The sequence below is a fragment of the Pedobacter psychrophilus genome (assembly GCF_001652725.1).
GTDB lineage: Bacteria > Bacteroidota > Bacteroidia > Sphingobacteriales > Sphingobacteriaceae > Pseudopedobacter > Pseudopedobacter psychrophilus.
This window is the reverse complement of record NZ_LWHJ01000030.1, coordinates 144,541-166,581: the sequence shown is the minus strand read 5'-3', so window position 1 is coordinate 166,581 and position 22,041 is coordinate 144,541. Positions and strand designations below refer to the sequence as shown.

Genomic DNA, 22,041 nt, shown 5'->3' with positions numbered 1-22,041 from the left:
ATTTTGATGGACTTAAATCAGGAAATTTTGATGTTTGCTTTAATTTTCAAAATTTCTTTAATAAAAGCAACATTACTATCTGGACTGATGTAAATATCATCATACTTTTTGTACTTTATAATTATTCCTTTTCTTGCGGTTGCAGGTTTATATCCAACCCATTTGGTGGTGTTTTTTGTGATTTCTTTAATATCTGCAATTAAAATTTTGCCCTTAAATGGCCCGCAAAAATATTTCAATTCCTTTTTATCTAGTTCATAGCTAGTTCCAAAAAATATCCAAAATAAAAGAATGGAAACCCCCAAGTTTATCGAAATTAAAACAAATGATTCTAATTTTAATCCACTTAAAATTATATCTGAAATGGATAATGTTAGCATCATCGAAACAACAATAATTATTATCCAAATAAACAATTGGTCTTTTCTGCTTTTGAAGATTTTTGGCATTTCTAATAAAAACTAAGCTCTAATAAAATTGGGCAATGATCAGAATGTTTTGCTTCTGGTAAAATGGCTGCTCTTTTTAAGTTTTTTTCTAATTCTAGAGTGACCATATGATAATCAATTCGCCAACCTAAATTTTTATTCCTTGCTCCTGCCCTATAACTCCACCAAGTATAATTGTGTGGGTCTGGATTAAAATGACGAAAAGTATCTATGAAACCTAGGTGGACGAAACTATCCATCCAAGCCCTTTCTTCTGGCAAAAACCCCGATGAATTAGCGTTTGATTTTGGATTGTGAATATCTATCGCTTTATGGCAAATGTTATAATCGCCAGAAATAACCAGTTTTGGGAAATCTACTTTTAAACGACTGATGTAATCGGCTATTTCATCTAAAAATTTGTATTTAAAAACCTGACGTATATCTCCGCTGCTACCAGATGGAAAGTAAGCGCTGATGACAGAGCATTCCTCAAAATCTGCTCTAATTATTCTTCCTTCTCTATCATAATCTTCTATGCCACAACCATATTCTACATGATTTGGTTCTATTTTAGAAAAGATTGCTGTACCGCTATATCCTTTTTTTTCGGCAGGAAACCAATAATGTTTATACCCAAGCTGTTCTAAAATAATAATATCTACAATTTGATCTGGAGTTGCTTTTATCTCTTGTAAACAAACCACATCAGCATCTGTAGCTTGTAACCAGGCAAAAAACTCTTTATTTATTGCAGCCCTTATTCCATTTACATTGTATGATATAATTTTCATTTTGTTAGGTTTTTAGGTGGTTGGTTTGCAAGGTGGTTAGGCTTTGCGTTAGGGATTGAAATGGCAGCTTTTTTGTTTTTACAAAAAACTACAGTGTAAAGCCCGCCCGAACGCCCACATATTAATTTTTTATCTCCTTCAACAATTCTCTCAATTCTTTTTTCTCTACTAAACTAACTGTCATTTTGATATCGGTTAAAGGCCTATTGTTTCCATCAACTTTTACGGTGCAAATGTTATCAACCATGATTAATCCTTTTACAACTTCTCCAAAAACGGTGTAATTTTGATCTAAATGAGGGGTGCCACCAATGGTTTTATAAACTTCTCTTTGCTCTTTTGGGATTTTTCTGCCAGCCATTCTGTTTTTTTCAACTGCGTCCAATTCTTCCTCTGTAAAAACTTTGCCTTGAACTATATAAAACTGCGAAGCGCTTGATGCTTTTTCAGGATTATTGTCTCTTGCTGCAGCTAAAGCTCCTTTTTTATGGAATAAATTAGGATTAAATTCTGCGGGAATAGTATAACCTAAATCGCCATCGCCTAATTGCTGACCAGGTTTTGCGGTTTTAGAAGTTGGATCGCCTCCTTGAATCATAAACTCTTGAATTACTCTATGAAAAAGAGTTTGGTTTAAAGTTCCGTCTTTAATAATTTTTATAAAATTATCACGATGTTTTGGTGTTTCGTTATACAGTTTTAGATAAACTTCGCCATAATTAGTGGTGATTTTTATATAAGTATTTTTTGGTTTTGCAGCAAAAGAACTGAAAAAGAATAAACAAAAAATGGGTAGTAATAATTTTTTCATATAAAATTTTTTATGAATAAACATCTTCAAAATAATTAACAATTAGGGTTTTCATTAACATTTCTTGTTCTAAAATATTATAAGCTGGGATTGGTTTTAATATTTTCCAATGTGGCCATCCATCTTGGTCGGTGCCTTCTAATTCATAAAAACCTAATTCAGAAAAAAGCCTGCAATTTGCAATATGCATTAATTCTTCTTTTTGTCTTTTGCTGAATTTTTTTGGTCCTTGCCCCAATTCTTGTACGCCAATTAAAAAAAGAATTACCTTAATATCAGGTTTTTCATTATCAAATTGGGTGGCTAATTTATGTTGTAATATTGAAAATTTTTGATTTACCTCTGCTGGTTTCATGTTGGACAAATATATTGCTTTATTATAATCAAGCATTAATATTTATGCTAATGGTTATGATTTAGAAATGAAAATGTTACTTTTTAGTAGCTACAGTTTTATAACTTTGTACAATAAATGCTGAGAAAAAAGATAACGAACAGTTTACTATCGCTTGCGCTGATGTTTTCATTAATGAGCGCAGCAGTACCTTTGCATAATATTTTTCACAACCATTATTTTATACCTACAGATAATTGCGGTAGTAGTTGTAATAAACATTTAAAAAATCACACTAAACCTTGTTGCACTACTTCAGATGCGGTTTTTTTAGGAGAATTACCTCAAAAAAATACTCCTATAACATTACATCAAAAATTTACTGTTTTAACTTTCGTTTTTAAAGCTGATAATTATTTTCAGTTTTTTCATCTTACAAAAAATAAAGCCCCTCCTGTAATTGCTTAATTTAAAATTCTTTATTTATTAATTAAGCGGTTAATCCTGCAATCTTTCATATCAAAAAAAAATTAAGATGAAACGTATTTTATATGTTTTGATAGGCCTATTTATTGGTTTTTCAAACGCACATGCAGCAGATATTATTTTTACAGGTAAAGTAATTGACGCAAAAACAAAAGAACCTTTACCTGGAGCTACAATAACTATCCAAGATTTAAAAATTAGTGCTGTGGCAGATATCAATGGAAAATTCAGCTTTAATCGCATCCCCGATAAGGGAAAATTTTTAGTTCAAATTTCTTATCTCGGTTACAAATATCAAAACCAAACTATTGATTTTGCCATAACAAAAAATATCATTTTTGAGCTTCAACCTAGTTTAATTGAAGCTAACGAAGTAGTTGTTACAGGTACAGTTACAGGTGCGGATAATAAAAAAAACAGCACTTCTGTTGGTGTTTTATCTAAGGATGAAATGTTAGATAGAGCTTCTAGCAATTTGATTGATGCCGTTTCAAAAGTTGCGGGAGTAAATCAAATTACTACTGGACAGGCTATTTCAAAACCTGTTATCCGGGGACTTTCTTTTAACAGAATTGTAACTATAAATAATGGCATAAAACAGCAAGGACAACAATGGGGCGATGAACACGGAATTGAAATTGACCAGTATAGCGCAGACCGAATAGAAGTTTTACGTGGTGCTGCAAGTTTACTTTATGGTGCCGACGCTTTGGGTGGAGTAATTAATATTTTAGAACCATTAACTGTACCTGAAGGAACTTTAAAAGGAGAAGTATTGAGTAATTATTCTACTAATGGTGGCTTATCAGCCAACTCTGCAATGTTAACCGGAAATTCTGATGGCTTTGTTTGGCGAGCAAGAGGCACTTATAAAAATGCCTTTTCTTTTAAAACGCCAGATTATTATTATCCAAATTCTGGTTTTATAGAAAACTCTTATGGAGCGATGTTTGGCCTAAATAAGGCTTGGGGTTATAGCCATGTTAATGTATCTTATTTTAACAATAAAATAGGTTTTTATGACCCTGTTTTAGATGGAAATGGAAAATTTGTAGATGATAACGGTGATGTTATTACAGATGCACAAGACAAAAGCAGAACCTTGCAATTTCCTAATCAGGATATTTCTCATTTCAAAATAGCTTCTAACAGTAATTTTCTGTTTGATAAAGGAAATTTAAAATTGGATTTAGGTTTTCAAAACAACGTGAGGAAAGAACTTGAGAGCGCTGTTCCTTCTCTGTTTTTTGATTTGAGCACCTATACTTTAGACGCCAAATATTATATAGAACAAAAAAATGGCTGGCAATCTGTTTTTGGTTTAAGTACAGATTATGCACATAGCCAGAATAAAGCTCAAGAATTTTTAGTTCCTGATTATAATTATTTTGGCATTGGTGCTTTTTACTACGTTAAAAAAGATTGGGAAAATTCTAGCTTTAATGCTGGGCTACGTCTTGATTATAGAAATAATCAAGGAAAAGATTTATTTTTAAATGGAGCGTCAAAGTTTATGGCTTTTAAAACCAACTATTCTAATTTAAGTGGAGCAGCTGGTTACACGCATCAATTTAATGAAAGATTTAATTTTAAAGCCAATTTAAGTAGTGGCTTTAGGGCTCCAAACCCAGCAGAACAAGGCTCTAATGGTGTACATGAAGGTACATTTAGATATGAAGTTGGCACAAATGACTTAAAAGCAGAAAGAAGCTATCAAGCTGATGCCACTTTTGGTTATGCTACAGAATATTTTGATGTTAATTTGAGTGTGTATAATAACTACATGACAAATTATATTTATTTAGCCCAAAATAATAAGGAAACAATTGATGTTGAAGACGAACAAGGACAAATAGAAACTTTACCGCTATTTAGATATAAACAAGATAATGCAGACTTATATGGTACTGATGTAAGCTTAATTTTTCACCCAACAAGTTTTTTTCATTTCGAGAATACTTTTAGTTACGTACATGCAGAAAATCTGGCATTAAATAAACCTTTACCTTTTATACCAGCAGCTAGTTTACGTAATGAGATTAGAATAGAACCTAAAATTAAAGGTTTAAAAAGCAGTTATTTTTCACTAGGATTAGATAATTATTTTGCTCAAAACAGGGTTGATAACTTTGAAACTATTACCAGTGGATATTCATTATTAAGAGCGGGCATTGGAGCATCCTTTAATCTTGGAAAACAAATTATAAGATTTAATATTTCAGGAAATAATTTGTTAGATAAAAAATATTACGACCATTTAAGCCGATTTAAACCAGGTAGATTGGACGAAGCAGACCCAAACTTTGGGATTTATAACCAAGGTAGAAACATCACTTTTGGTTTCTATTTACCCTTAAGCTTATAATCCAAAAAAAAGAATTTAAAATCGGCTTAAAGCCGATTTTTTGCATTATTTAAGAATTATTGTCCAAACATTCCGCCTAAACCACCCATCATTTGTTGGGTAACGGCAGCCATTTCAGATTGAGATACATTTTCTGCTTGCTCCAAAACTTTGTTAATAGCAATTACCAAAACTTCTTCTAAAGCTTCTTTTCCATTTTCATTGATAAAATTATCATCAATTTCTATAGCAGTAATTTTTTTAGATGCAGTTGCAGTTACTTTAATTGCTCCATTTTCCACTTCAGAGGTTAAACTAATAGTTTCTAATCTCCTTTTTACATCCTCAGCTTTTTGCTGGGCTTCAAATAATTTATCAAACATATCTAATGCGTTAAGTTTCCAAATTTAAAGCAAAAATTAATCCACTGTCAAAAATAAAAGCCAAAGTTTTTATGAAACAAATTTAATTGGCACAACACTTGTTTAAGTCCTTTAAAATTACAAAAATGAAAAAAACTACTTTTAAAGGGATGATAGCAGCAGCTGCTTTAACCCTAATAACATTTGCAGGTGCTTTTGCACAATCTAGTGAAGATGGACATGCCACAAGACTTGGTGTTGCTTTAGGTATAGGAGTTCCAACAAAATCTGGAGGTGCAGATATTATTTTAGCACCAGATTTACGCTTACAACATGATTTAAGCCAAAGAACATCATTAACATTAACAACTGGTTATTATGCGCCAATTGGTGGAGGTACAAATTTTGGAGATGGATTAATTCCATTAAAGGCAGGTGCTAAATTCTTTTTTGGCGATACTTATTATTTCCAACCAGAAGTTGGTGTAGGTTTTTCTACTGTAAAAAATGGTGGAAATCCTTTTATCTATGCTCCTAGTTTAGGTTATGCAAATAACAAATGGGATATTGCTTTAAGATATGAAGGCTTTGATTATAGCCCAGGAAGCAATGGAATGGTTGCCGTAAGGTTAGCTTATGCTTTTAAAAGACCAGCTAAATAATTTATTTTAATAAAATAACATCAAATGGGTCGGCACAAAATGTTGACCCATTTTTTTTGCAAAAACTTAACGATAACACTTTCTTAACATTCTGTTTATTTGATAATTACATCTTTGTTAAATTATTAAATAATGATGGAAACATTTTATTGTGGAATTATAGTAATAGCAGTTTTAGCTATAATTGCCTTTTATTTCAGTCCTTTCGATTTAAGAATTGAAGAAGAAGAGGATTAAAAAAACTCATCAAAAAACCATCCTCCAGCCGCTAAGTTTATCGGTTGCAAAACCTCTACTCCCTAAAATTTCTGAAAATGATTAAAAGAGAAATTGATATTGCGATAATATCTGATGTGCATTTGGGTACTTATGGTTGCCATGCTAAAGAACTTTTAAAATACCTTAAAAGCATCAAGCCAAAAATGCTGATCCTTAACGGCGATATTATAGATATTTGGCAATTCAGTAAATCTTATTTTCCAGAAGAGCATACAAAAGTTATCCGCAAAATATTAAAATTTGTTACTGATGGTGTTCCAGTATATTACCTTACAGGTAATCATGATGAAATGTTAAGGAAATTTGCTGATTTTAAAATGGGGGGCTTTCAACTTTTAAACAAATTAGTTTTAGATGTTGATGGTAAAAAAGCCTGGGTTTTTCATGGTGATGTTTTTGATGTGACTATGCAACACTCTAAATGGTTAGCAAAACTAGGTGCTATCGGTTATGATACTTTAATACATATTAATAGTTTTACCAATTGGATATTATTAAAAATGGGTAAAAAGAAATATTCATTCTCCCAAAAAATTAAAGCCAGTGTAAAAGAAGCTGTAAAATTTATAAATGAATTTGAGCAAACAGCAGCAGAATTAGCCATCGAAAAACAATATAGTTTTGTAATTTGTGGGCACATTCATCAACCAGAAATTAGAGAGATCATTACAGAAAAAGGTAGCGTTACTTATTTAAATTCTGGAGATTGGGTAGAAAGTTTAACAGCCCTAGAATATAACAATCAAGTTTGGAGCATTTATAAGCATGATACAAGTTTGATAGATTCTGAAGAAGATTCTTTAGAGGAAAAAGAAGATTTAAATAATATGCTAAACGTTAAAGAGCTTTTTGAGAAATTTAAACAAGAAGTGGCTTAATAACTAATGAAAATACTTTTCGCCATACAAGGCACAGGCAACGGACACATTAGTAGAGCAAGGGAAATAGTGCCTTTATTGCAAAAATATGGCGAATTAGATTTACTGGTAAGTGGCTCTCAGTCCGATGTTTCTTTATCACAACCTTTAAAATATCGCTTTCATGGTTTCAGTTACATCTTTGGCAAAAAAGGTGGTATTGATTATTGGAAAACTTTTAAAGCCATGAATTTGAGACAGCTTTGGAAGGATATGCACTCTATCCCTTTCAAAGATTATGATTTGATAATCAATGATTTTGAACCTATAACTGCCTGGGCTTGCCGTTTAAAAAAGATTAATAGTGTTTCTTTAAGTCATCAAGCATCTTTTCTTTCGCCAAAATCTCCTAGACCATTAAAAAAAGAAAAATACGCCGAGCTTATTTTAAAATACTACGCTCCTACTTCACATCATATTGGTTTTCATTTTAAAGCATACGACGATTTTATTTACACACCAGTAATTAGAAGTGAAATAAGGGTTTTAAACCCAACAAAAAATGGTTATTACACAGTTTATTTACCTGCAGTAGATGATAAATTGTTATTACAACATTTACACGCTTTACCAAATGTGCAATGGGAAGTATTTAGTAAACATCAAAAAACACATTATCAATTTGCAAATGTTTTGGTTAAGCCGATAGATAATCAATCCTTTAACAAAAGCTTAGAAAACTGCGAAGGGCTTTTAACGGGTGGCGGTTTTGAAGGCCCATCAGAAGCTTTATTTTTAGGTAAAAAAGTTTTAATGATCCCTATGAAAAATCAGTTTGAGCAAGAATGTAATGCAGAAGCTGCTCGCTTATTAGGAGTTAAAGTCATTAAAAAAATAGATAAAAACTTTTCTAAGGTTTTAAAAAATTGGATAGATACAGAGCAAAAAGTAGAGATTGAATTCCCCGATCAAACTGCGTGGATTGTTGATACGCTCATTCAAAAATTTGCAGGTATTAAAAATGCCTAGCCCAATTTTACCAGATTATCGTTATCATTGTTGGTCTGCAAAACATAGGCATGATTCAGCAATTTAAAAATTTAAATTTCTTCAACATATTTATCCTTTTTGTCTTAATTATAGTTTTAAGACTTGGGATATTATGGAATTTGCCTGATGTTGTAAATTCTGGAGTGAATTTATTTTTCTCAAGGATTTTAATCAATTTAGATTTCGACAGGTTATTATCTCCTTTATTAAACATTATTTGTGCTGCATTTATAGTTTTTTCCCAGGCATTAATCTTTAATAAGATAATGAATGATTATAACATACTTGGGAAAGCTTCATTTTTGCCAGCTTTACTTTTTGTAGTTTGTTCTAGCGTTTTTGCCCCCTTTCTAATTCTATCACCGCCATTAATAGTCAATTTTCTAATTTTATTTATCTTAAATAAGGTTTTAAGAGAGCATAAATCTGTAGATTCTATATCCGCAATGTTTGATTTAGGTTTAGTTGTAGCCATTGGTACGATAATTTATTTCCCTTTTGTTCTTTTTCTATTGGTGTTATGGATTGCATTAATTTTGTTTAAGCCATTTAACTGGCGAGAGTGGGTAAGTGTAATTACCGGTTACATAACCATCATGTTTTTCTTAGGCGTTTATTATTATTGGAATGATAAATTATTAAGCTTCTACGAGATTTGGAAGCCACTTTCTACCAAAATCCCTTTCTACATTAAAATTAACCTGTTTGACTATATTGTGCTCTTGCCATTAAGCATCTGCTTTATATTGGGATTAATTGCTTTAAGAGTAAACTTTTTCAAAAGCTTTGTTTTAGTCAGGAAATCCATACAGCTATTAACCTTAATTTTTATAGTCTCCATTCTGTCTTTCTATTTAAAAGCAGATTTTAGGATAAACCACTTTTTATTGAGTGTAGCCCCAGTAGCAGTAGTACTTTCTTATTATTTCATGAATGCCAAAAAGAAATGGATATACGAAACATTATTTTTTATGATGATGATTTTTATAGTTTACTTCCAGTTTGTTTAACTTTTTTTAACAGATAAGCACCCGTTTAACTATTAAATTTTGATAGTTTTGTACGTATTGTTATTCAGCACCTCATAAATAGAAAATTATTAAAAAATGAAAGTTGGAGTAGTTGTTTTTCCAGGTTCTAATTGCGATCAAGACCTTATTTACGTTTTCGATAAAATATTAGGTCAAGAGGTTGTTCCGCTTTGGCATAAAGACCACGATTTACAAGGGGTAGATTTTGTAGCCTTACCAGGAGGTTTTTCTTTTGGAGATTATTTACGTTCTGGGGCAATTGCCCGCTTTTCTCCAATTATGCAAGAGGTAATCTCTTTTGCAAATAAAGGCGGGTACGTAATGGGTGTCTGTAACGGATTTCAAATTTTAACTGAAGCGGGTTTATTGCCAGGAGCATTATTACACAACGCCAGTAGAAAATTTATCTGTAAAAATGTTCATATAAAAGCACAAACAAATAAAAGTTTAATAACATCTAAAATTGATTTAGATAAGGCTTTAAAAATTCCTTTGGCACACGGTGAGGGAAATTTTTATGCACATGCTGATGAAATGAAAAAACTAAATGACCAAGATCAAGTGTTGTTTAGATATTGTGATGAAAATGGAAATATTACAACAGAGGCAAACCCAAATGGTTCTTTAGAAAATATTGCCGGTATTTGCAATGCAAATAGAAATGTTTTTGGTATGATGCCACACCCAGAAAGAGCAGCAGATTCGCTTTTAGGAAATCAGGACGGGTTGGTTCTATTTGAATCTATATTAGAAATGGTTAACGCATAAATGGCCAATTTGGTAATTGATGTTGGTAATAGCGCTAATAAAATAGCGGTTTTTGATAAAGATGAAATATTGTTTCAAGAAGTATCATACTTATCCTTACAGCAAAATATAAAAACCTTAACAACTTCTCATTTTATAGAAAGTATCATTATTTCATCAGTTAAAAAAGATGTTGATATTGATGAAAGACAAATTGCAGAGAAGTTTAATTATATAAAATTTAATAGCGATACAAAAATACCAATCCATAATAAATATAAAAGCCCTCAAAGTTTAGGTTTAGATAGATTAGCTGCGGTTATTGGCGCAAAGCATATTTTCCCAAACAACAATGTATTGGTAATTGACGCTGGTACTTGTATTACATATGATCAAATTGATGAAAATGCTAATTATTACGGAGGCAGTATTTCTCCCGGTATTTCGATGAGATTTAAGGCAATGAACCAGTTTACGGCAAAGTTGCCATTAGTAGATTTAGATTCTTCTTTTGCCGAAAATTTTGGTAATGATAGTATCACCTCTATGCTATCAGGCGTAATTAATGGGGTAATATATGAGGTAGAAGGATTTATCAAAAATTATTTAGAAATAAATCCGAGTTTAAAAATTATACTATGCGGTGGGGATGCAGCGTTTTTTGATACCAGATTTAAAAACAGCATCTTTGCGCACTTAATTTCATACGAACCACTTTTGGTTTTAAAAGGTTTAAATACGGTTGTTAAATATCAGCATGATCATAAATAAAAAAAATATACTTGCACTATCATTTTTTGTAGCGATAACAAGTTGCGTAATGGCTCAATCTACTATCAATTCTCCTTATTCAAAATTTGGTGTAGGAAACTTAAAAGGCAGCTATTTACCACAAAACAGGGCGATGGGAAACTTAGCTTATGGAATAAGTAGCTATGGGGGTTATCAAAATTTAAATATTTCTAATCCGGCATCATATTCTAAAATAAGATTAACTGTATTTGATGTAGGTGCAACTGTAAATCTTCAAAATTTAAATAAAGGAAGCTCAACCGAGCAAAATTTCAACGCCTCTTTAAACCATTTTACTTTTGCAGTTCCAGTTACTAAGGCTTCAGCTTTAAGCTTTGGAATTTTACCATACAGTAATTTAGGTTATGAATTTATAAATAAAACAACGGTAGATACTTTTAATGTTAACCAGATTTATAAAGGTGAAGGTGGCTTAACAAAAGCTTATTTGGGTTATGGTTTTGGCCTTGGTAAGCATTTAAGCTTGGGAGTTAATATGAGCTATATTTTTGGTAATTTAAAACAAACTAGAGCAGCAGAATACACAGAATATATTGGATTTTTAAACTCTAAAACAGAAGAGGACAATGCTGTTGGCGGTTTAAATTTTGATTTTGGAGCTCAATATATTGCTTTAATAAATAAAAATACCAAATTAACATTAGGATACACCGGTGGCGTAAAAACTAATCTTAATACCAAACTTACACAACTTACTAGCAGGTATATTTTAGACGGCGATTCTGAAACGAGAACGGATAGTATCTCTTTTAGAAACGAGGTAAGTGGCAAACTAAATCTACCAGCAAACCATAATTTTGGTTTTAGTATAGAAAGGTTAAATAAATGGCTAATTGGTGCCGATTTTAGAACTGCAAAATGGTCACAATTTACTAATAATGGCATAAATCAAGGATTAAACAATACCTATGGAGTTTCTGTTGGGGGTCAAATTACCCCAAATATTAATGCTGTAACTAATTATTTAAAATTGATGGATTATCGTTTAGGAATTAATTACGATAAAACCTATGTGCGTACTAATAATACCGATATAGATGTTAAATCAGTTAATTTTGGTTTAGGTTTTCCATTGGTTTCTAACAGAACAGCATTTTATAAAGTCAATTTTACTACTGAAATTGGTAAAAGAGGAACGTTGGATAATAATTTAGTTAAAGAGAATTTTTACAACTTCACACTTGGCTTTACCATCAATGATAAATGGTTCCAAAAATATAAGTACGATTAATTTTAGCATGAAATCTCTAATTAATATTTTTCTTATTTTGCTTACGCTGATGACTTTTACATCATGCGAAAACGATTTAAGTAAGGTAAAAGAGATAGAATCAAAAAGAAAAGGCGAAGTCGAGATAACCAAAGGGGCTCAGATTATTTACAGCGATTCTGCATACGTTAAAGCAAAACTAAATACTCCAATCCTTTATCACTATAAAACAGCCGCTCCTTATTTTGAAATGCCTAAAGGTATTGAGGTTTTATTATTTGATAAAAACTTAAAACAAACCACCAAGGTTACTTCTAATTATGCCATACAGCGAGAAAACGAAAAAGTTGTTCAACTAAAAAATAATGTAGTCGTAATCAATGCAGAAGGCAGCACCTTTGAATCGGAAGAGTTAATTTGGGATGAAAACACAAAAAAATTTTATTCTAATTTACCCGTCACTATTACCTTAAACAAAGGTTTGCCTACTCAAAAAATTATTAACGGACCAGGTTTTTGGGCTAATGAAGATTTTAGCTATTACGAGATTAGACAAGGCTCTGGTGTTTTCAATTTTAAAGGAAACGCAATTGAAGAGTAGCTTCTTGCCACCAATATCACGAATTTTCACTAATCTACATTAGATAAAACTTTAATATTCTGCACTTGTTAAGTACGCTTGATAATTCTAAAAATTAAGATTCAAACAATTTATTCCCTTTCCAAAACTCTTTTCAAATCACTAATACTTTTAATTCTCAATTCGGCAGCCTGCTTTTCCCTCATCATTAAAGCATAAGTATTATTAAAGCCAATTGGTTTTAGCCATTTAATACGGTAGTTCTTATTAAATTCTTGTTGAACGTAATCATAAACTTTTTCTTTATCACCCATCATAACAGCAAAAAGCTTTGGTTTTTGAGGGAGAATAACCAATAAACCAGTTCCGGTATATTCTGGATAAAAATCTATTTGTTGATTGGTTAGTGCATCAAAACAAATTTTTGTTCCGCCTAAACCTGTCTTTGTTTCTACTTGTAAATCAGAATTTCCCTCTATCAACATTTTATACATTTGCGCCAAAATATACTGCTCACCAAAAATCTTAGATCCAATTTTAATGGTTGCACCTTTTCCATTTTTTGGGGTTTTATATAAGTTCTTCGATATTAAAAAATCTTTTGCCACTTGTTCTGGTAATTGATGCAAATAATCAATTTTATAATTCAGATTAGTCATGGTTTTATCGTCGATTTTTCCTGAAAGTAAATTCAAAATTTCTTCTAATTCAGGATGCCTCTCTAAAACTTCTTGGTTGATAATGGGTGCTGCAAAATAAGGCGGGAAGATATTTTTATCATCATTTAGTGTAGCCAAATTAAAAGCTTGTAGTCTTCCATCAGTACTATAACCGCTAATTACATCCAGTTTTTTATCAAAAGCAGCCCGATACATTACTGCATCACTAATTACAACCGTCCTTATTTTTAATCCATAAATTTCCCTTAATCCTAAATCACCATCTTGCCTACCCATAAATTCTGGTGTAAATCCGGCCAGCATTTTACCATTAAAAGCCAAAGGCAAAAAGTAAAATGACGAGCATAATATCAAAAGAAATGGAAGGAGAACTAAGTATGTTTTTATATTTTTAAAACTGATATGCTGTACTTTAGATAGTAAGTAATCGAAAGTTATAGCCAATAATGCCGCAGGAATAGCACCAGCTAAAATCATGTTGCTATTGTTTAAAGCAATACCACCAAAAATAAACTCGCCCAAACCACCTGCAGCAATGTAAGCTGCCAGCGTAGCCACTCCTACATTTATTACAGTTGCGGTTCTAATACCAGCCATAATTACTGGAAAAGCTAAAGGCAATTCTACTTGTTTTAAAATTTGCGCTTTGCTCATTCCCATCGCTTTAGCAGCTTCTAAAACTTGTGGCTCAATATTTTTAATTCCGGTATAAGTGTTTCTGATAATTGGCAATAACGCATATAAAAATAAGGCAACAATTGCTGGCTTTACGCCGATGCCTAAAATGGGAATCATTACGCCTAATAAAGCGATGCTAGGAATTGTTTGTAAAACACCTGCAAAACCCAGAACTGGAGATGCCAGTTTCGCTTTTCTGCTGATTAAAATACCTAATGGCAAAGCAATACTGATAGCAATCAACAAAGAAATAAAAGTAAGCCCGATATGAACCAAAGTTTGGTTCACTAACTTATCAGATTCGTGAGCAACAAATTGAAAAAAACTATTCTGTTCCATTCTGTTTGTATTTTTCTAAAGCAGATACCAATCCAATAGCATCAAGATTTTTTTGTTCTCCCTTAAAATTAAGATGAATGGTCTTTTTATCTTGTAAAATATCTAATGCGCTCCACACGGTAAATGATTCTGCATTTAAACTTTCTAAATTTTCACTTTTATGGTTTGGGAAAAAATCCCATAAAGAAATTAATGAAACGGTTTTTAAGGATAGCTTTAGTTTATGTCCTTCTAAAAAATTAGAGACCAATTGATTTTTTGGCCTTGTTAAAAGTTCGTTAGGATAGCCCATTTGTAAAATTTCACCCTCGTTCATTAAACAAATCCGATCTCCAAGTTCAAAAGCTTCTTCAACATCATGGGTGACCATCACAATTGTTTTGTTTAGCAATTCATCTAAAGTTAAAAACTCTTGTCTTATTTGGTTTCTGGTAATCGGATCCAAAGCACCTAATGGTTCGTCCATCAATAATATAGGCGGATTTGCCATTAAAGCCCTCGCTAAACCAACTCTTTGTTGCTGCCCGCCACTTAATTGGTTTGGATATTTTTCTTTTATCTGAAGCGGTAAATGAAGTTTTTCTAAAAGTTCGTTGGTTCTTTTGTTGATTTTATCATTATCCCATTTTAAAAGTTTAGGGACAATAGCAATATTTTGCGCAATTGTAAAATGAGGAAACAATCCGTGGTTTTGTAACACATAACCTATTCCCAATCTCAGTTTTTCTTCTTGGATGGTTTTAATATTTTCACCGTTGATAAAAATTTCACCATTTTCTGGTTCTATCAACCTATTTATCATTTTTAGCGTTGTAGTTTTACCACATCCGCTTGTCCCTAGCAAAACTAAAGTTTCTCCTTTTTTTACGCTAAAGCTGATATTTTTGACGGCTTGTGTTTCTCCGAAAGTTTTACTGATGTTTTTTAGCTCAATCATATAACCCTAAACCAATCAAATTAATTTTAGTTATAGCAATATAAAAATTTAAGAAGGGAATTTTAAGAAAAGGAATAATTAAATCCCTACCATTTCACAGGTTTTTTCGGCGGCAATCTTCTCTGCGTTCTTTTTGTTGTAATCTATTCCACTTGCCATAGCTTCCCCATCAATTAAAACCTGAACGCTAAATAGTTTATCATTATCGCCCTCTATATTTTCAATTGGTTCAAAAGAAATATCTTTAGAATGCCTTTGGCACCATTCTATCAATTTACTTTTAAAATTAGTTTCAGTAAGCTCTAGCTGATGGATGTCAATATGCGGTTTTATAATTCTTTGAGTGATGAAATCCTTAGTAAAATCATAGCCCTTATCTAAATAAACGGCTCCTACTAAAGATTCAAATGCATCGCCTAAAAGCGAACTGTGTTTTGCACTGATGTTGATAGCTTTTTTATCAAATTCTATCAATTCATCAAAACCTAACTTTCTACCCAACTGATTTAGGTTTGCTCGCCTCACAATTTTAGAGCGCATCTCTGTTAAAAAACCTTCGTCTTTATAAGGGTAAAGTTTAAAAAGCACTTCTGCAACTACAGATCCTAAAACGGCATCACCTAAAAATTCTAACCTTTCATTATTATTTTTAGACCCGTTTTTTAGAACCAATGCAATTGATTTATGCCTAAACGCCATTTTATAAAGCGATAAATTACCTGGCACAAAACCCAATAAATTTTTTAAAACCTTTACGTATTTACGGTCTGGAGAAATATGGAGTTTATATATCCTAGATAGGGGCATTAAAATTTATTCGTTAAAGATAAACGAGTTGATTGTTTAGAGATTTTGTAAAATTACTCTTTGTATTTTTTAAAAATTACAGAAGCATTATGTCCACCAAAACCAAAAGTATTTGATAATGCGGCATTAATATCCCTTTTTTGAGCCTTGTTAAATGTGAAATTTAATTTAGCATCAAATGAAGGATCATCTGTAAAATGGTTAATTGTTGGAGGAACAATTCCATTTTTAATTGCTAAGATACAAGCGATAGATTCTATTGCACCCGCTGCACCAAGCAAATGCCCAGTCATAGATTTAGTAGAACTAATATTTAGCTTGTAAGCATCTTCGCCAAATAAAGCCCCAATAGCCATGGTTTCGCTAATATCACCCAAAGGCGTAGAAGTACCATGTACATTAATATAATCAATATCTGATGTGGTCATTTCGGCATCATCCAAAGCAGATTGCATCACTAATTTAGCACCTAATCCTTCCGGATGTGGGGCAGTAATATGATTAGCATCGGCACTCATGCCGCCACCAACAATTTCTGCATAGATTTTTGCACCACGAGCTTTTGCATGTTCTAACTCTTCTAAAATAATTGTTCCTGCACCTTCACCGGCAACAAAACCATCACGGTCTTTATCAAACGGACGAGAAGCTGTTTTTGGATCATCATTTCTGGTAGAAAGTGCATGCATCGCATTAAAACCACCAATTCCTGCTTCGTTTAATATGGCTTCAGATCCGCCAGAAATAAACATATCTGCCCTGCCCATTCTTATGTAGGTAAAAGCATCAATTAAAGCATTTGTAGAAGAAGCACAAGCAGAAACGCAAGAGAAGTTTGGTCCACGTAAACCATATTTCATAGAAATATGTCCCGGAGCAATGTCAATAATCATTTTTGGGATAAAAAAAGGATTTAACCTTGGCGTTCCATCGCCTTTGGCAAAATTGGTAATCTCATCCAAAAATGTTTTAAGTCCGCCAATTCCGGCTCCCCAAATCACACCAATTCGATTAGTGTTTAATTTTGTGAAGTCTAAACCAGCGTCTTTTACTGCTTCTTCGGTAGCAACCAAAGCATATTGAACAAATGGGTCTAATTTTCGAGCTTCTTTTTTATCCAGATAATCTTCAGCAACAAAGTCTTTTACTTCGCAAGCAAACTTTGTCTTGAATTTTTCTGTATCAAAACGTGTAATGGGAGCAGCACCGCTTACTCCATTAATCAAACCGTCCCAAAATTCTGGAACAGTTTTTCCTATGGGAGTAAGCGCCCCTAATCCTGTAACTACAACTCTTTTAAGCTCCATTTATTCAATTAAGCAATAACTACTTTACGTTTTTTTCCAAATAAGAGATAGCTTGACCAACAGTACTGATGGTTTCAGCTTGATCATCTGGGATAGCCACGTTAAATTCTTTTTCAAATTCCATGATCAATTCAACGGTGTCTAACGAGTCAGCACCTAAATCGTTAGTGAAAGAAGCCTCAGGAGTTACTTCTCCTTCGTCTACACCTAGTTTTTCAACGATAATTGCTTTTACTCTAGAAGCGATATCAGACATAATACTTATAATTAAGGGTTAAAAATTCTGTGCAAAGAAAAATAAATTCTATTAAATATCAAACCTTTTTGTTTTTGCTCTAATTTTACAGCGTTTAACAAATGTTATAAATCGGTTTCAAGCACCGAAATTAAACTTTATTATCTTGATTAAAAAATTTTTAAAGCTAGAACTTGACTTCAATTTTAATTTATTGGCCATAACCTCTCAATTAAGAGATTACAGGCTATGTTTTGTAATCAATAAACATACCGAAACTGATTTTAGAAAAGATGAAGATTTAACATTAGCATTTAAAAACCTCCCTGTAAAGTATTTTTCAAAATATTTATACTGTACAGCAGATTTTGGATGCGAGTTTTACCTTATCGCTAATAAAGGAACGGAAGGTTATTTAATTCCAGAAATGAAAGAAACAGATTATTTTATCTTGATTAAACAATATATTGATGAAGAAGACTTGGATTTATTTCTTGCTCAGTTAAAGCTGATAGACGAAATACAGGCCGTTGTGGATATTAATCCAGCCAAGTTAAAATCGAAAGAAAACCTGATATTTTAAATCAGATTTGAGTTAGTGTTAAAAATACACTATTTTTGAAAGTTAGTAATAGATTATTCTTCAAAAATAGACCAAAACCATATTAAAAAATATATGAAAATTATTCAAAAAAAGACCAAGATAGTGGCAACTCTTGGCCCAGCCTCATCTAATAAAGACGTTTTATTATCAATGATTAAGGCCGGAGTAGATGTTTGCCGATTAAATTTTTCTCACGGAAAAGTAGAAGATCATCAAAAAGTAATTGATATCATCAGAGAAATCAATCAAAAATATAAAACAAATGTTGGTATTTTAGCCGATTTACAAGGACCTAAAATTAGGATTGGTTTAGTAAAAGATGGCGGTATCAATTTAATAAACGGAAACCAAATTACTTTTACAACTAAAGAATGTATAGGCGATGACCATCAAATTTACATGACTTATGATACTTTCCCTCAAGACGTTAAAGCAGGAGAAATTATTCTTTTAGATGATGGAAAATTGCAGTTAAAAGTAGTAAGTACAGATAGAAAAGAGACTGTAGTTTGTGAGGTGGTACATGGCGGTGTTTTAACTAGCCGTAAAGGAGTAAATTTACCAAATACTAAGGTTTCTATCCCATCTTTAACAGAAGAAGATTTAAGCAATTTAGATTTTGCTTTACAAAATGATGTAGAGTGGATTGGGCTTTCTTTTGTGCGTACGGCTGAAGATATTATCGATTTAAAAAGAATAATTAGCCGTAGCGGAAGAACTGCCAGGGTGATAGCCAAAATTGAAAAACCAGAAGCCATTGATAATATAGATGCAATTATTGAAGTAACTGATGGTGTGATGGTTGCCCGTGGGGATTTAGGTGTTGAAATGCCTTTAGAAGAAGTGCCAGTTTTACAAAAAATGATTGCAAGAAAATGTAATATCGCTTCTAAACCTGTTATTGTGGCAACTCAAATGTTAGAAAGCATGATCACTACTCCTCGCCCAACAAGGGCAGAAGTTAATGATGTTGCTAACTCAGTTTTAGATGGTGCAGATGCAGTGATGCTAAGTGGAGAGACTTCTGTTGGCGAGTTTCCATTAATCGTTATTGAAACGATGAGTAAAATTGTTAAACATGTAGAGGATACTTCTTATCCATATTATAAAGAAAAAGAATTAGATGAAACTTCTGCAACTTATATGGCTGATGCGGTATGTAGTTCTGCGGTTTTCTTGGCACAAAAAACTAATGCTGCAGGTATAGTTTCTATGACTTCTTCTGGCTACACTGCTTTCCAAATTTGTAGTCACCGCCCAAAAGCGGGTACTTATATCTTTACCTCTAATATCAATTTATTAAATACATTAAGTTTGTTATGGGGTGTTAAAGGTTTCTTTTATGATAAATTTGATAGTACCGATAGAACCATCAGCGAAGTAAATAAAATCCTAGTAGCCGAAAAAATAATTGAATCTGGCGATTTAGTAATCAATACAGCGGCTATTCCTATCGAGAAAAAAGGGAAAACGAATATGATTAAAGTAAGTGTGATTGAGTAAGTTTTTTAAACTTTATTTAAATATTAAACGCCTCAGGATTTCCTGGGGCGTTTTTTTTATATTTTTTAAAACGATCTTCAACATAAGAGCTAGCTTTTTGATTAATGGCTAGTTTAAGCTGGTTTTTGTTTTTAACATTTCATAAAATTCTTCAACCTCTTTTTTGTTTTCTATTAATTTTATTCCTGTAATACTTATGGTTTTTGCATTCCATATTGCAGGAATTGACAGCTTTCCTTGAGAAACAGAATTCATCCAAATTAAGTCTATGAAGTTTACAAGTAAGTTTATTCTATAAAATAATGAGGATTTCGTAATCTCAAATCCCATTTTAGTCAATGTTTTTTCTTTAAAAAAATAAGAAGTACCTACAATTTTAACATCCTCGGGTATATTTTTATTTTCAATTTGTTGGATAAGATTAATTAATCCTTCCAGATAATACATCAATAACCTATTTCTGATCTCAAAGCCTGGTTTATATTTTCGCATCACAAAGAGATAGTCAAAACTAGTTCCGCTATGTAAGTCTATTTGAAGGTGGTTTGCCATATAACCTAATAACATTGGAGAATAGTAGTTGTAAACACCAGTTAGTTTAAAGAATGGTGTAAAAGCAAATTGTGCTACAGGAACATATATTAATAGTAGTAAATAAAATAGTGGGTGAGAATATCCTTTTTCAATAATAACCATGGCTGGCCAAAAACCTAATAATAACAGCAGAGTGGCTTCAATCCATTGTCTTATTTTTGATTGTTTATAAAAGCTATTCATATCAATTACAATTATCCTGAATTTTTCTATTTTTTATTTTTAAAAAAATTGCATTTACACCTAAAGTCCTGAATTTTGACCTTGCATAAATTTTGTTTTAAAATTGTAGAAATGTTAAAATGCTTTATATTTTTTTAATTTCAATTGTCTGTATTTCTCCTTTAGCGTCTTGAACTTTTAAAGTTGCTTTTTTAATATCCGCTAATGGCGAGCTAAAAAGAAATTCACATTCAGTAAAGCTTGTCATATCTTTATCGTTGATAAAAAGAATTTGATCACCAACAGCTATTTTCTTTAATTCTTGAGACCAAATTCTACCTACTACTAATTTTCCGTTCATAAAAGTTGGACTTAAGTCCCAATATTCTTCCTTGTTGATAGCAATTTGCGAAAATGGCTCGAAATAACTTTTGCTGTTTTTATAATTTATAGTTAGCATCCCATATTCAAGTAAACGAGCACCAATTCTTGAATTACCATCTGAAGTTGTTTCTGACACTATATTTTTTAAAGTAAATCCCATGATGTTAAATTCAGGAATTAACAATCTATAATTTTTTGATTCTCGTTCTAAACCATTTATGCCAAAAGAATTTGAACCCAAACTTTCAGAAATAACGCTGAAAGCTTTAGCCTTTTTTAATTTTTCTAAATTGTTGTTACTCATAGAATAAAGCTCATCTGCACCCGAATCAAAGAGCAGCATTTCTTTGGCTTTGTCTCCAAGTTGAATGTTAAATATGGGAGAACTTTGCTTATCAATTAATATATCAGAAGGTTTTGCATTCGATATGTTTATTTTATTTATATCGTTCGAAATTCTAATAACTTTATTTTTGTAATCAAATTGAACAATTGAATTACGAAGCAGATTACTGCCTATTAAACCGTCTACATCAAAACATTTTGTAAGTATATTTTCATCTAATACCACAGCCGGTATATCTGCAACTACTGATTCACCCAATTTAAGTTCTTTAATATTTGCAACTTCTAAAACGCTCTTTCTCCCATTGATGTCTGTAAAATCTTGACTTGATAAAATATCAAGTTTTAATTTTTCTAAAAGACTTATGCTAATTGCAGTGGGTGCGCCAGTATCCAAGATAAATTTCCGCACTTCGGCACCCATTTTAACTTCGATAATTATTTTCCCTTTTACCCTTGTATAAGGAATTTCAATAAAGTAATCAGTGTTGGTAAAACCTCCTTGATTGAAATTAAATGACTGAGCATTTAATTTGATTTGAAATGCTATAAGAGTAAAGACTATTAAAATAAACCTCATTACAACTAGTATTCTCATCTTCATACAATGATAACGCAGCATATTAGATACAATAAGAGCCGATATATTACAATAGCCTCGTGATTTTTATGATTTTT

Annotated in this window: 24 protein-coding genes; 12 read left to right on the top strand and 12 right to left on the bottom strand. The window is 31.9% G+C overall.

Annotated features, from left to right (window positions below; all coding sequences use genetic code 11):
* Positions 1–17: 17 nt before the first annotated feature.
* From A5893_RS14475 to A5893_RS14460, 4 genes are all read right to left on the bottom strand, one after another.
* Complete coding sequence (locus tag A5893_RS14475) at positions 18–449, bottom strand: PH domain-containing protein (RefSeq protein ID WP_068823301.1); 432 nt, start codon at positions 447–449, stop codon at positions 18–20.
* 2 nt (positions 450–451) lie between these two features.
* Positions 452–1,222: an exodeoxyribonuclease III gene (locus A5893_RS14470; protein ID WP_068823300.1), complete on the bottom strand. Its 771-nt coding sequence runs from the start codon at positions 1,220–1,222 to the stop codon at positions 452–454.
* Between the two features lie 121 nt (positions 1,223–1,343).
* Positions 1,344–2,033 carry a peptidylprolyl isomerase gene (locus A5893_RS14465; RefSeq protein WP_068823443.1) on the bottom strand — a complete coding sequence of 230 codons (690 nt, stop codon included), beginning with the start codon at positions 2,031–2,033 and terminating at the stop codon, positions 1,344–1,346.
* 10 nt (positions 2,034–2,043) lie between these two features.
* A complete protein-coding gene (locus A5893_RS14460) occupies positions 2,044–2,388 on the bottom strand; it encodes a hypothetical protein (RefSeq protein WP_068823299.1) in 345 nt (114 codons plus the stop codon).
* Positions 2,389–2,562: 174 nt separating this feature from the next.
* Between A5893_RS14460 and A5893_RS14455 the strand changes: the two genes are divergently transcribed.
* Entirely contained in the window at positions 2,563–2,835 is a 273-nt protein-coding gene (locus A5893_RS14455; protein WP_157687567.1) for a hypothetical protein, read from the top strand.
* Between the two features lie 67 nt (positions 2,836–2,902).
* Complete coding sequence (locus A5893_RS14450) at positions 2,903–5,218, top strand: TonB-dependent receptor (RefSeq protein ID WP_068823297.1); 2,316 nt, start codon at positions 2,903–2,905, stop codon at positions 5,216–5,218.
* A gap of 56 nt (positions 5,219–5,274) precedes the next feature.
* Here the strand turns inward: A5893_RS14450 and A5893_RS14445 are convergent, their stop codons facing one another.
* Positions 5,275–5,580, bottom strand: a complete 306-nt coding sequence (locus A5893_RS14445) for a YbaB/EbfC family nucleoid-associated protein (RefSeq protein ID WP_068823296.1) — start codon at positions 5,578–5,580, stop codon at positions 5,275–5,277.
* Between the two features lie 125 nt (positions 5,581–5,705).
* Here A5893_RS14445 and A5893_RS14440 point away from each other — a divergent pair, with 125 nt between their 5' ends.
* From A5893_RS14440 to lptC, 8 genes are all read left to right on the top strand, one after another.
* On the top strand, positions 5,706–6,221 hold the full coding sequence (locus tag A5893_RS14440) for a hypothetical protein (RefSeq protein ID WP_068823295.1): 516 nt from the start codon (positions 5,706–5,708) through the stop codon (positions 6,219–6,221).
* Between the two features lie 314 nt (positions 6,222–6,535).
* Positions 6,536–7,378, top strand: a complete 843-nt coding sequence (locus A5893_RS14435; RefSeq protein ID WP_068823294.1) for a UDP-2,3-diacylglucosamine diphosphatase — start codon at positions 6,536–6,538, stop codon at positions 7,376–7,378.
* Positions 7,379–7,384: 6 nt separating this feature from the next.
* Entirely contained in the window at positions 7,385–8,386 is a 1,002-nt protein-coding gene (locus A5893_RS14430; protein WP_068823293.1) for a glycosyltransferase family protein, read from the top strand.
* 50 nt (positions 8,387–8,436) lie between these two features.
* Positions 8,437–9,417: a DUF6427 family protein gene (locus tag A5893_RS14425; protein ID WP_068823292.1), complete on the top strand. Its 981-nt coding sequence runs from the start codon at positions 8,437–8,439 to the stop codon at positions 9,415–9,417.
* Positions 9,418–9,513: 96 nt separating this feature from the next.
* Positions 9,514–10,206 carry a phosphoribosylformylglycinamidine synthase subunit PurQ gene (purQ, locus tag A5893_RS14420; protein ID WP_068823291.1) on the top strand — a complete coding sequence of 231 codons (693 nt, stop codon included), beginning with the start codon at positions 9,514–9,516 and terminating at the stop codon, positions 10,204–10,206.
* Positions 10,207–10,956 (top strand): type III pantothenate kinase, encoded by a 750-nt coding sequence (locus A5893_RS14415; protein WP_068823290.1) that lies wholly within the window; start codon positions 10,207–10,209, stop codon positions 10,954–10,956.
* On the top strand, positions 10,943–12,229 hold the full coding sequence (locus A5893_RS14410) for a PorV/PorQ family protein (protein WP_068823289.1): 1,287 nt from the start codon (positions 10,943–10,945) through the stop codon (positions 12,227–12,229). The genes A5893_RS14415 and A5893_RS14410 overlap by 14 nt, the downstream gene beginning before the upstream one ends.
* A gap of 7 nt (positions 12,230–12,236) precedes the next feature.
* Positions 12,237–12,809: an LPS export ABC transporter periplasmic protein LptC gene (gene lptC, locus A5893_RS14405; protein WP_068823442.1), complete on the top strand. Its 573-nt coding sequence runs from the start codon at positions 12,237–12,239 to the stop codon at positions 12,807–12,809.
* 110 nt (positions 12,810–12,919) lie between these two features.
* Here the strand turns inward: lptC and A5893_RS14400 are convergent, their stop codons facing one another.
* The 5 genes from A5893_RS14400 to A5893_RS14380 form a co-directional block, all read right to left on the bottom strand.
* Positions 12,920–14,485, bottom strand: a complete 1,566-nt coding sequence (locus A5893_RS14400; protein ID WP_068823288.1) for an ABC transporter permease/substrate-binding protein — start codon at positions 14,483–14,485, stop codon at positions 12,920–12,922.
* The gene (locus A5893_RS14395; protein ID WP_068823287.1) at positions 14,472–15,422 is read right to left on the bottom strand and encodes an ABC transporter ATP-binding protein; all 951 of its coding nucleotides are present in this window, start codon (positions 15,420–15,422) and stop codon (positions 14,472–14,474) included. The genes A5893_RS14400 and A5893_RS14395 overlap by 14 nt, the downstream gene beginning before the upstream one ends.
* Before the next feature lie 78 nt (positions 15,423–15,500).
* Positions 15,501–16,229 (bottom strand): ribonuclease III, encoded by a 729-nt coding sequence (gene rnc / locus A5893_RS14390; RefSeq protein ID WP_068823286.1) that lies wholly within the window; start codon positions 16,227–16,229, stop codon positions 15,501–15,503.
* 53 nt (positions 16,230–16,282) lie between these two features.
* A complete protein-coding gene (gene fabF, locus A5893_RS14385) occupies positions 16,283–17,536 on the bottom strand; it encodes a beta-ketoacyl-ACP synthase II (protein WP_068823285.1) in 1,254 nt (417 codons plus the stop codon).
* A gap of 19 nt (positions 17,537–17,555) precedes the next feature.
* Positions 17,556–17,792 carry an acyl carrier protein gene (locus A5893_RS14380; protein ID WP_068823284.1) on the bottom strand — a complete coding sequence of 79 codons (237 nt, stop codon included), beginning with the start codon at positions 17,790–17,792 and terminating at the stop codon, positions 17,556–17,558.
* A gap of 145 nt (positions 17,793–17,937) precedes the next feature.
* On the opposite strand from A5893_RS14380, the gene A5893_RS14375 reads away from it, so the two are divergent.
* On the top strand, positions 17,938–18,354 hold the full coding sequence (locus A5893_RS14375) for an IPExxxVDY family protein (protein WP_068823283.1): 417 nt from the start codon (positions 17,938–17,940) through the stop codon (positions 18,352–18,354).
* A 93-nt stretch (positions 18,355–18,447) separates the two neighbouring features.
* Complete coding sequence (gene pyk / locus A5893_RS14370; RefSeq protein WP_068823282.1) at positions 18,448–19,878, top strand: pyruvate kinase; 1,431 nt, start codon at positions 18,448–18,450, stop codon at positions 19,876–19,878.
* 108 nt (positions 19,879–19,986) lie between these two features.
* On the opposite strand, the gene A5893_RS14365 is transcribed toward pyk, so the two are convergent.
* A complete protein-coding gene (locus A5893_RS14365; RefSeq protein WP_068823281.1) occupies positions 19,987–20,655 on the bottom strand; it encodes a hypothetical protein in 669 nt (222 codons plus the stop codon).
* Between the two features lie 124 nt (positions 20,656–20,779).
* Entirely contained in the window at positions 20,780–21,961 is a 1,182-nt protein-coding gene (locus tag A5893_RS14360) for a retropepsin-like aspartic protease (protein ID WP_157687566.1), read from the bottom strand.
* Positions 21,962–22,041 lie beyond the last annotated feature (80 nt).

Excerpts from the sequence above, each read along its gene's own strand:
- A5893_RS14475 (WP_068823301.1), bottom strand. The coding sequence starts at position 449 with ATGCCAAAAATCTTCAAAAGCAGAAAAGACCAATTGTTTATTTGGATA.
- A5893_RS14470 (WP_068823300.1), bottom strand. The coding sequence starts at position 1,222 with ATGAAAATTATATCATACAATGTAAATGGAATAAGGGCTGCAATAAAT.
- A5893_RS14465 (WP_068823443.1), bottom strand. The coding sequence starts at position 2,033 with ATGAAAAAATTATTACTACCCATTTTTTGTTTATTCTTTTTCAGTTCT.
- A5893_RS14460 (WP_068823299.1), bottom strand. The coding sequence starts at position 2,388 with ATGAAACCAGCAGAGGTAAATCAAAAATTTTCAATATTACAACATAAA.
- A5893_RS14455 (WP_157687567.1), top strand. The coding sequence starts at position 2,563 with ATGAGCGCAGCAGTACCTTTGCATAATATTTTTCACAACCATTATTTT.
- A5893_RS14450 (WP_068823297.1), top strand. The coding sequence starts at position 2,903 with ATGAAACGTATTTTATATGTTTTGATAGGCCTATTTATTGGTTTTTCA.
- A5893_RS14445 (WP_068823296.1), bottom strand. The coding sequence starts at position 5,580 with ATGTTTGATAAATTATTTGAAGCCCAGCAAAAAGCTGAGGATGTAAAA.
- A5893_RS14440 (WP_068823295.1), top strand. The coding sequence starts at position 5,706 with ATGAAAAAAACTACTTTTAAAGGGATGATAGCAGCAGCTGCTTTAACC.
- A5893_RS14435 (WP_068823294.1), top strand. The coding sequence starts at position 6,536 with ATGATTAAAAGAGAAATTGATATTGCGATAATATCTGATGTGCATTTG.
- A5893_RS14430 (WP_068823293.1), top strand. The coding sequence starts at position 7,385 with ATGAAAATACTTTTCGCCATACAAGGCACAGGCAACGGACACATTAGT.
- A5893_RS14425 (WP_068823292.1), top strand. The coding sequence starts at position 8,437 with ATGATTCAGCAATTTAAAAATTTAAATTTCTTCAACATATTTATCCTT.
- purQ (WP_068823291.1), top strand. The coding sequence starts at position 9,514 with ATGAAAGTTGGAGTAGTTGTTTTTCCAGGTTCTAATTGCGATCAAGAC.
- A5893_RS14415 (WP_068823290.1), top strand. The coding sequence starts at position 10,207 with ATGGCCAATTTGGTAATTGATGTTGGTAATAGCGCTAATAAAATAGCG.
- A5893_RS14410 (WP_068823289.1), top strand. The coding sequence starts at position 10,943 with ATGATCATAAATAAAAAAAATATACTTGCACTATCATTTTTTGTAGCG.
- lptC (WP_068823442.1), top strand. The coding sequence starts at position 12,237 with ATGAAATCTCTAATTAATATTTTTCTTATTTTGCTTACGCTGATGACT.
- A5893_RS14400 (WP_068823288.1), bottom strand. The coding sequence starts at position 14,485 with ATGGAACAGAATAGTTTTTTTCAATTTGTTGCTCACGAATCTGATAAG.
- A5893_RS14395 (WP_068823287.1), bottom strand. The coding sequence starts at position 15,422 with ATGATTGAGCTAAAAAACATCAGTAAAACTTTCGGAGAAACACAAGCC.
- rnc (WP_068823286.1), bottom strand. The coding sequence starts at position 16,229 with ATGCCCCTATCTAGGATATATAAACTCCATATTTCTCCAGACCGTAAA.
- fabF (WP_068823285.1), bottom strand. The coding sequence starts at position 17,536 with ATGGAGCTTAAAAGAGTTGTAGTTACAGGATTAGGGGCGCTTACTCCC.
- A5893_RS14380 (WP_068823284.1), bottom strand. The coding sequence starts at position 17,792 with ATGTCTGATATCGCTTCTAGAGTAAAAGCAATTATCGTTGAAAAACTA.
- pyk (WP_068823282.1), top strand. The coding sequence starts at position 18,448 with ATGAAAATTATTCAAAAAAAGACCAAGATAGTGGCAACTCTTGGCCCA.
- A5893_RS14365 (WP_068823281.1), bottom strand. The coding sequence starts at position 20,655 with ATGAATAGCTTTTATAAACAATCAAAAATAAGACAATGGATTGAAGCC.
- A5893_RS14360 (WP_157687566.1), bottom strand. The coding sequence starts at position 21,961 with ATGAGAATACTAGTTGTAATGAGGTTTATTTTAATAGTCTTTACTCTT.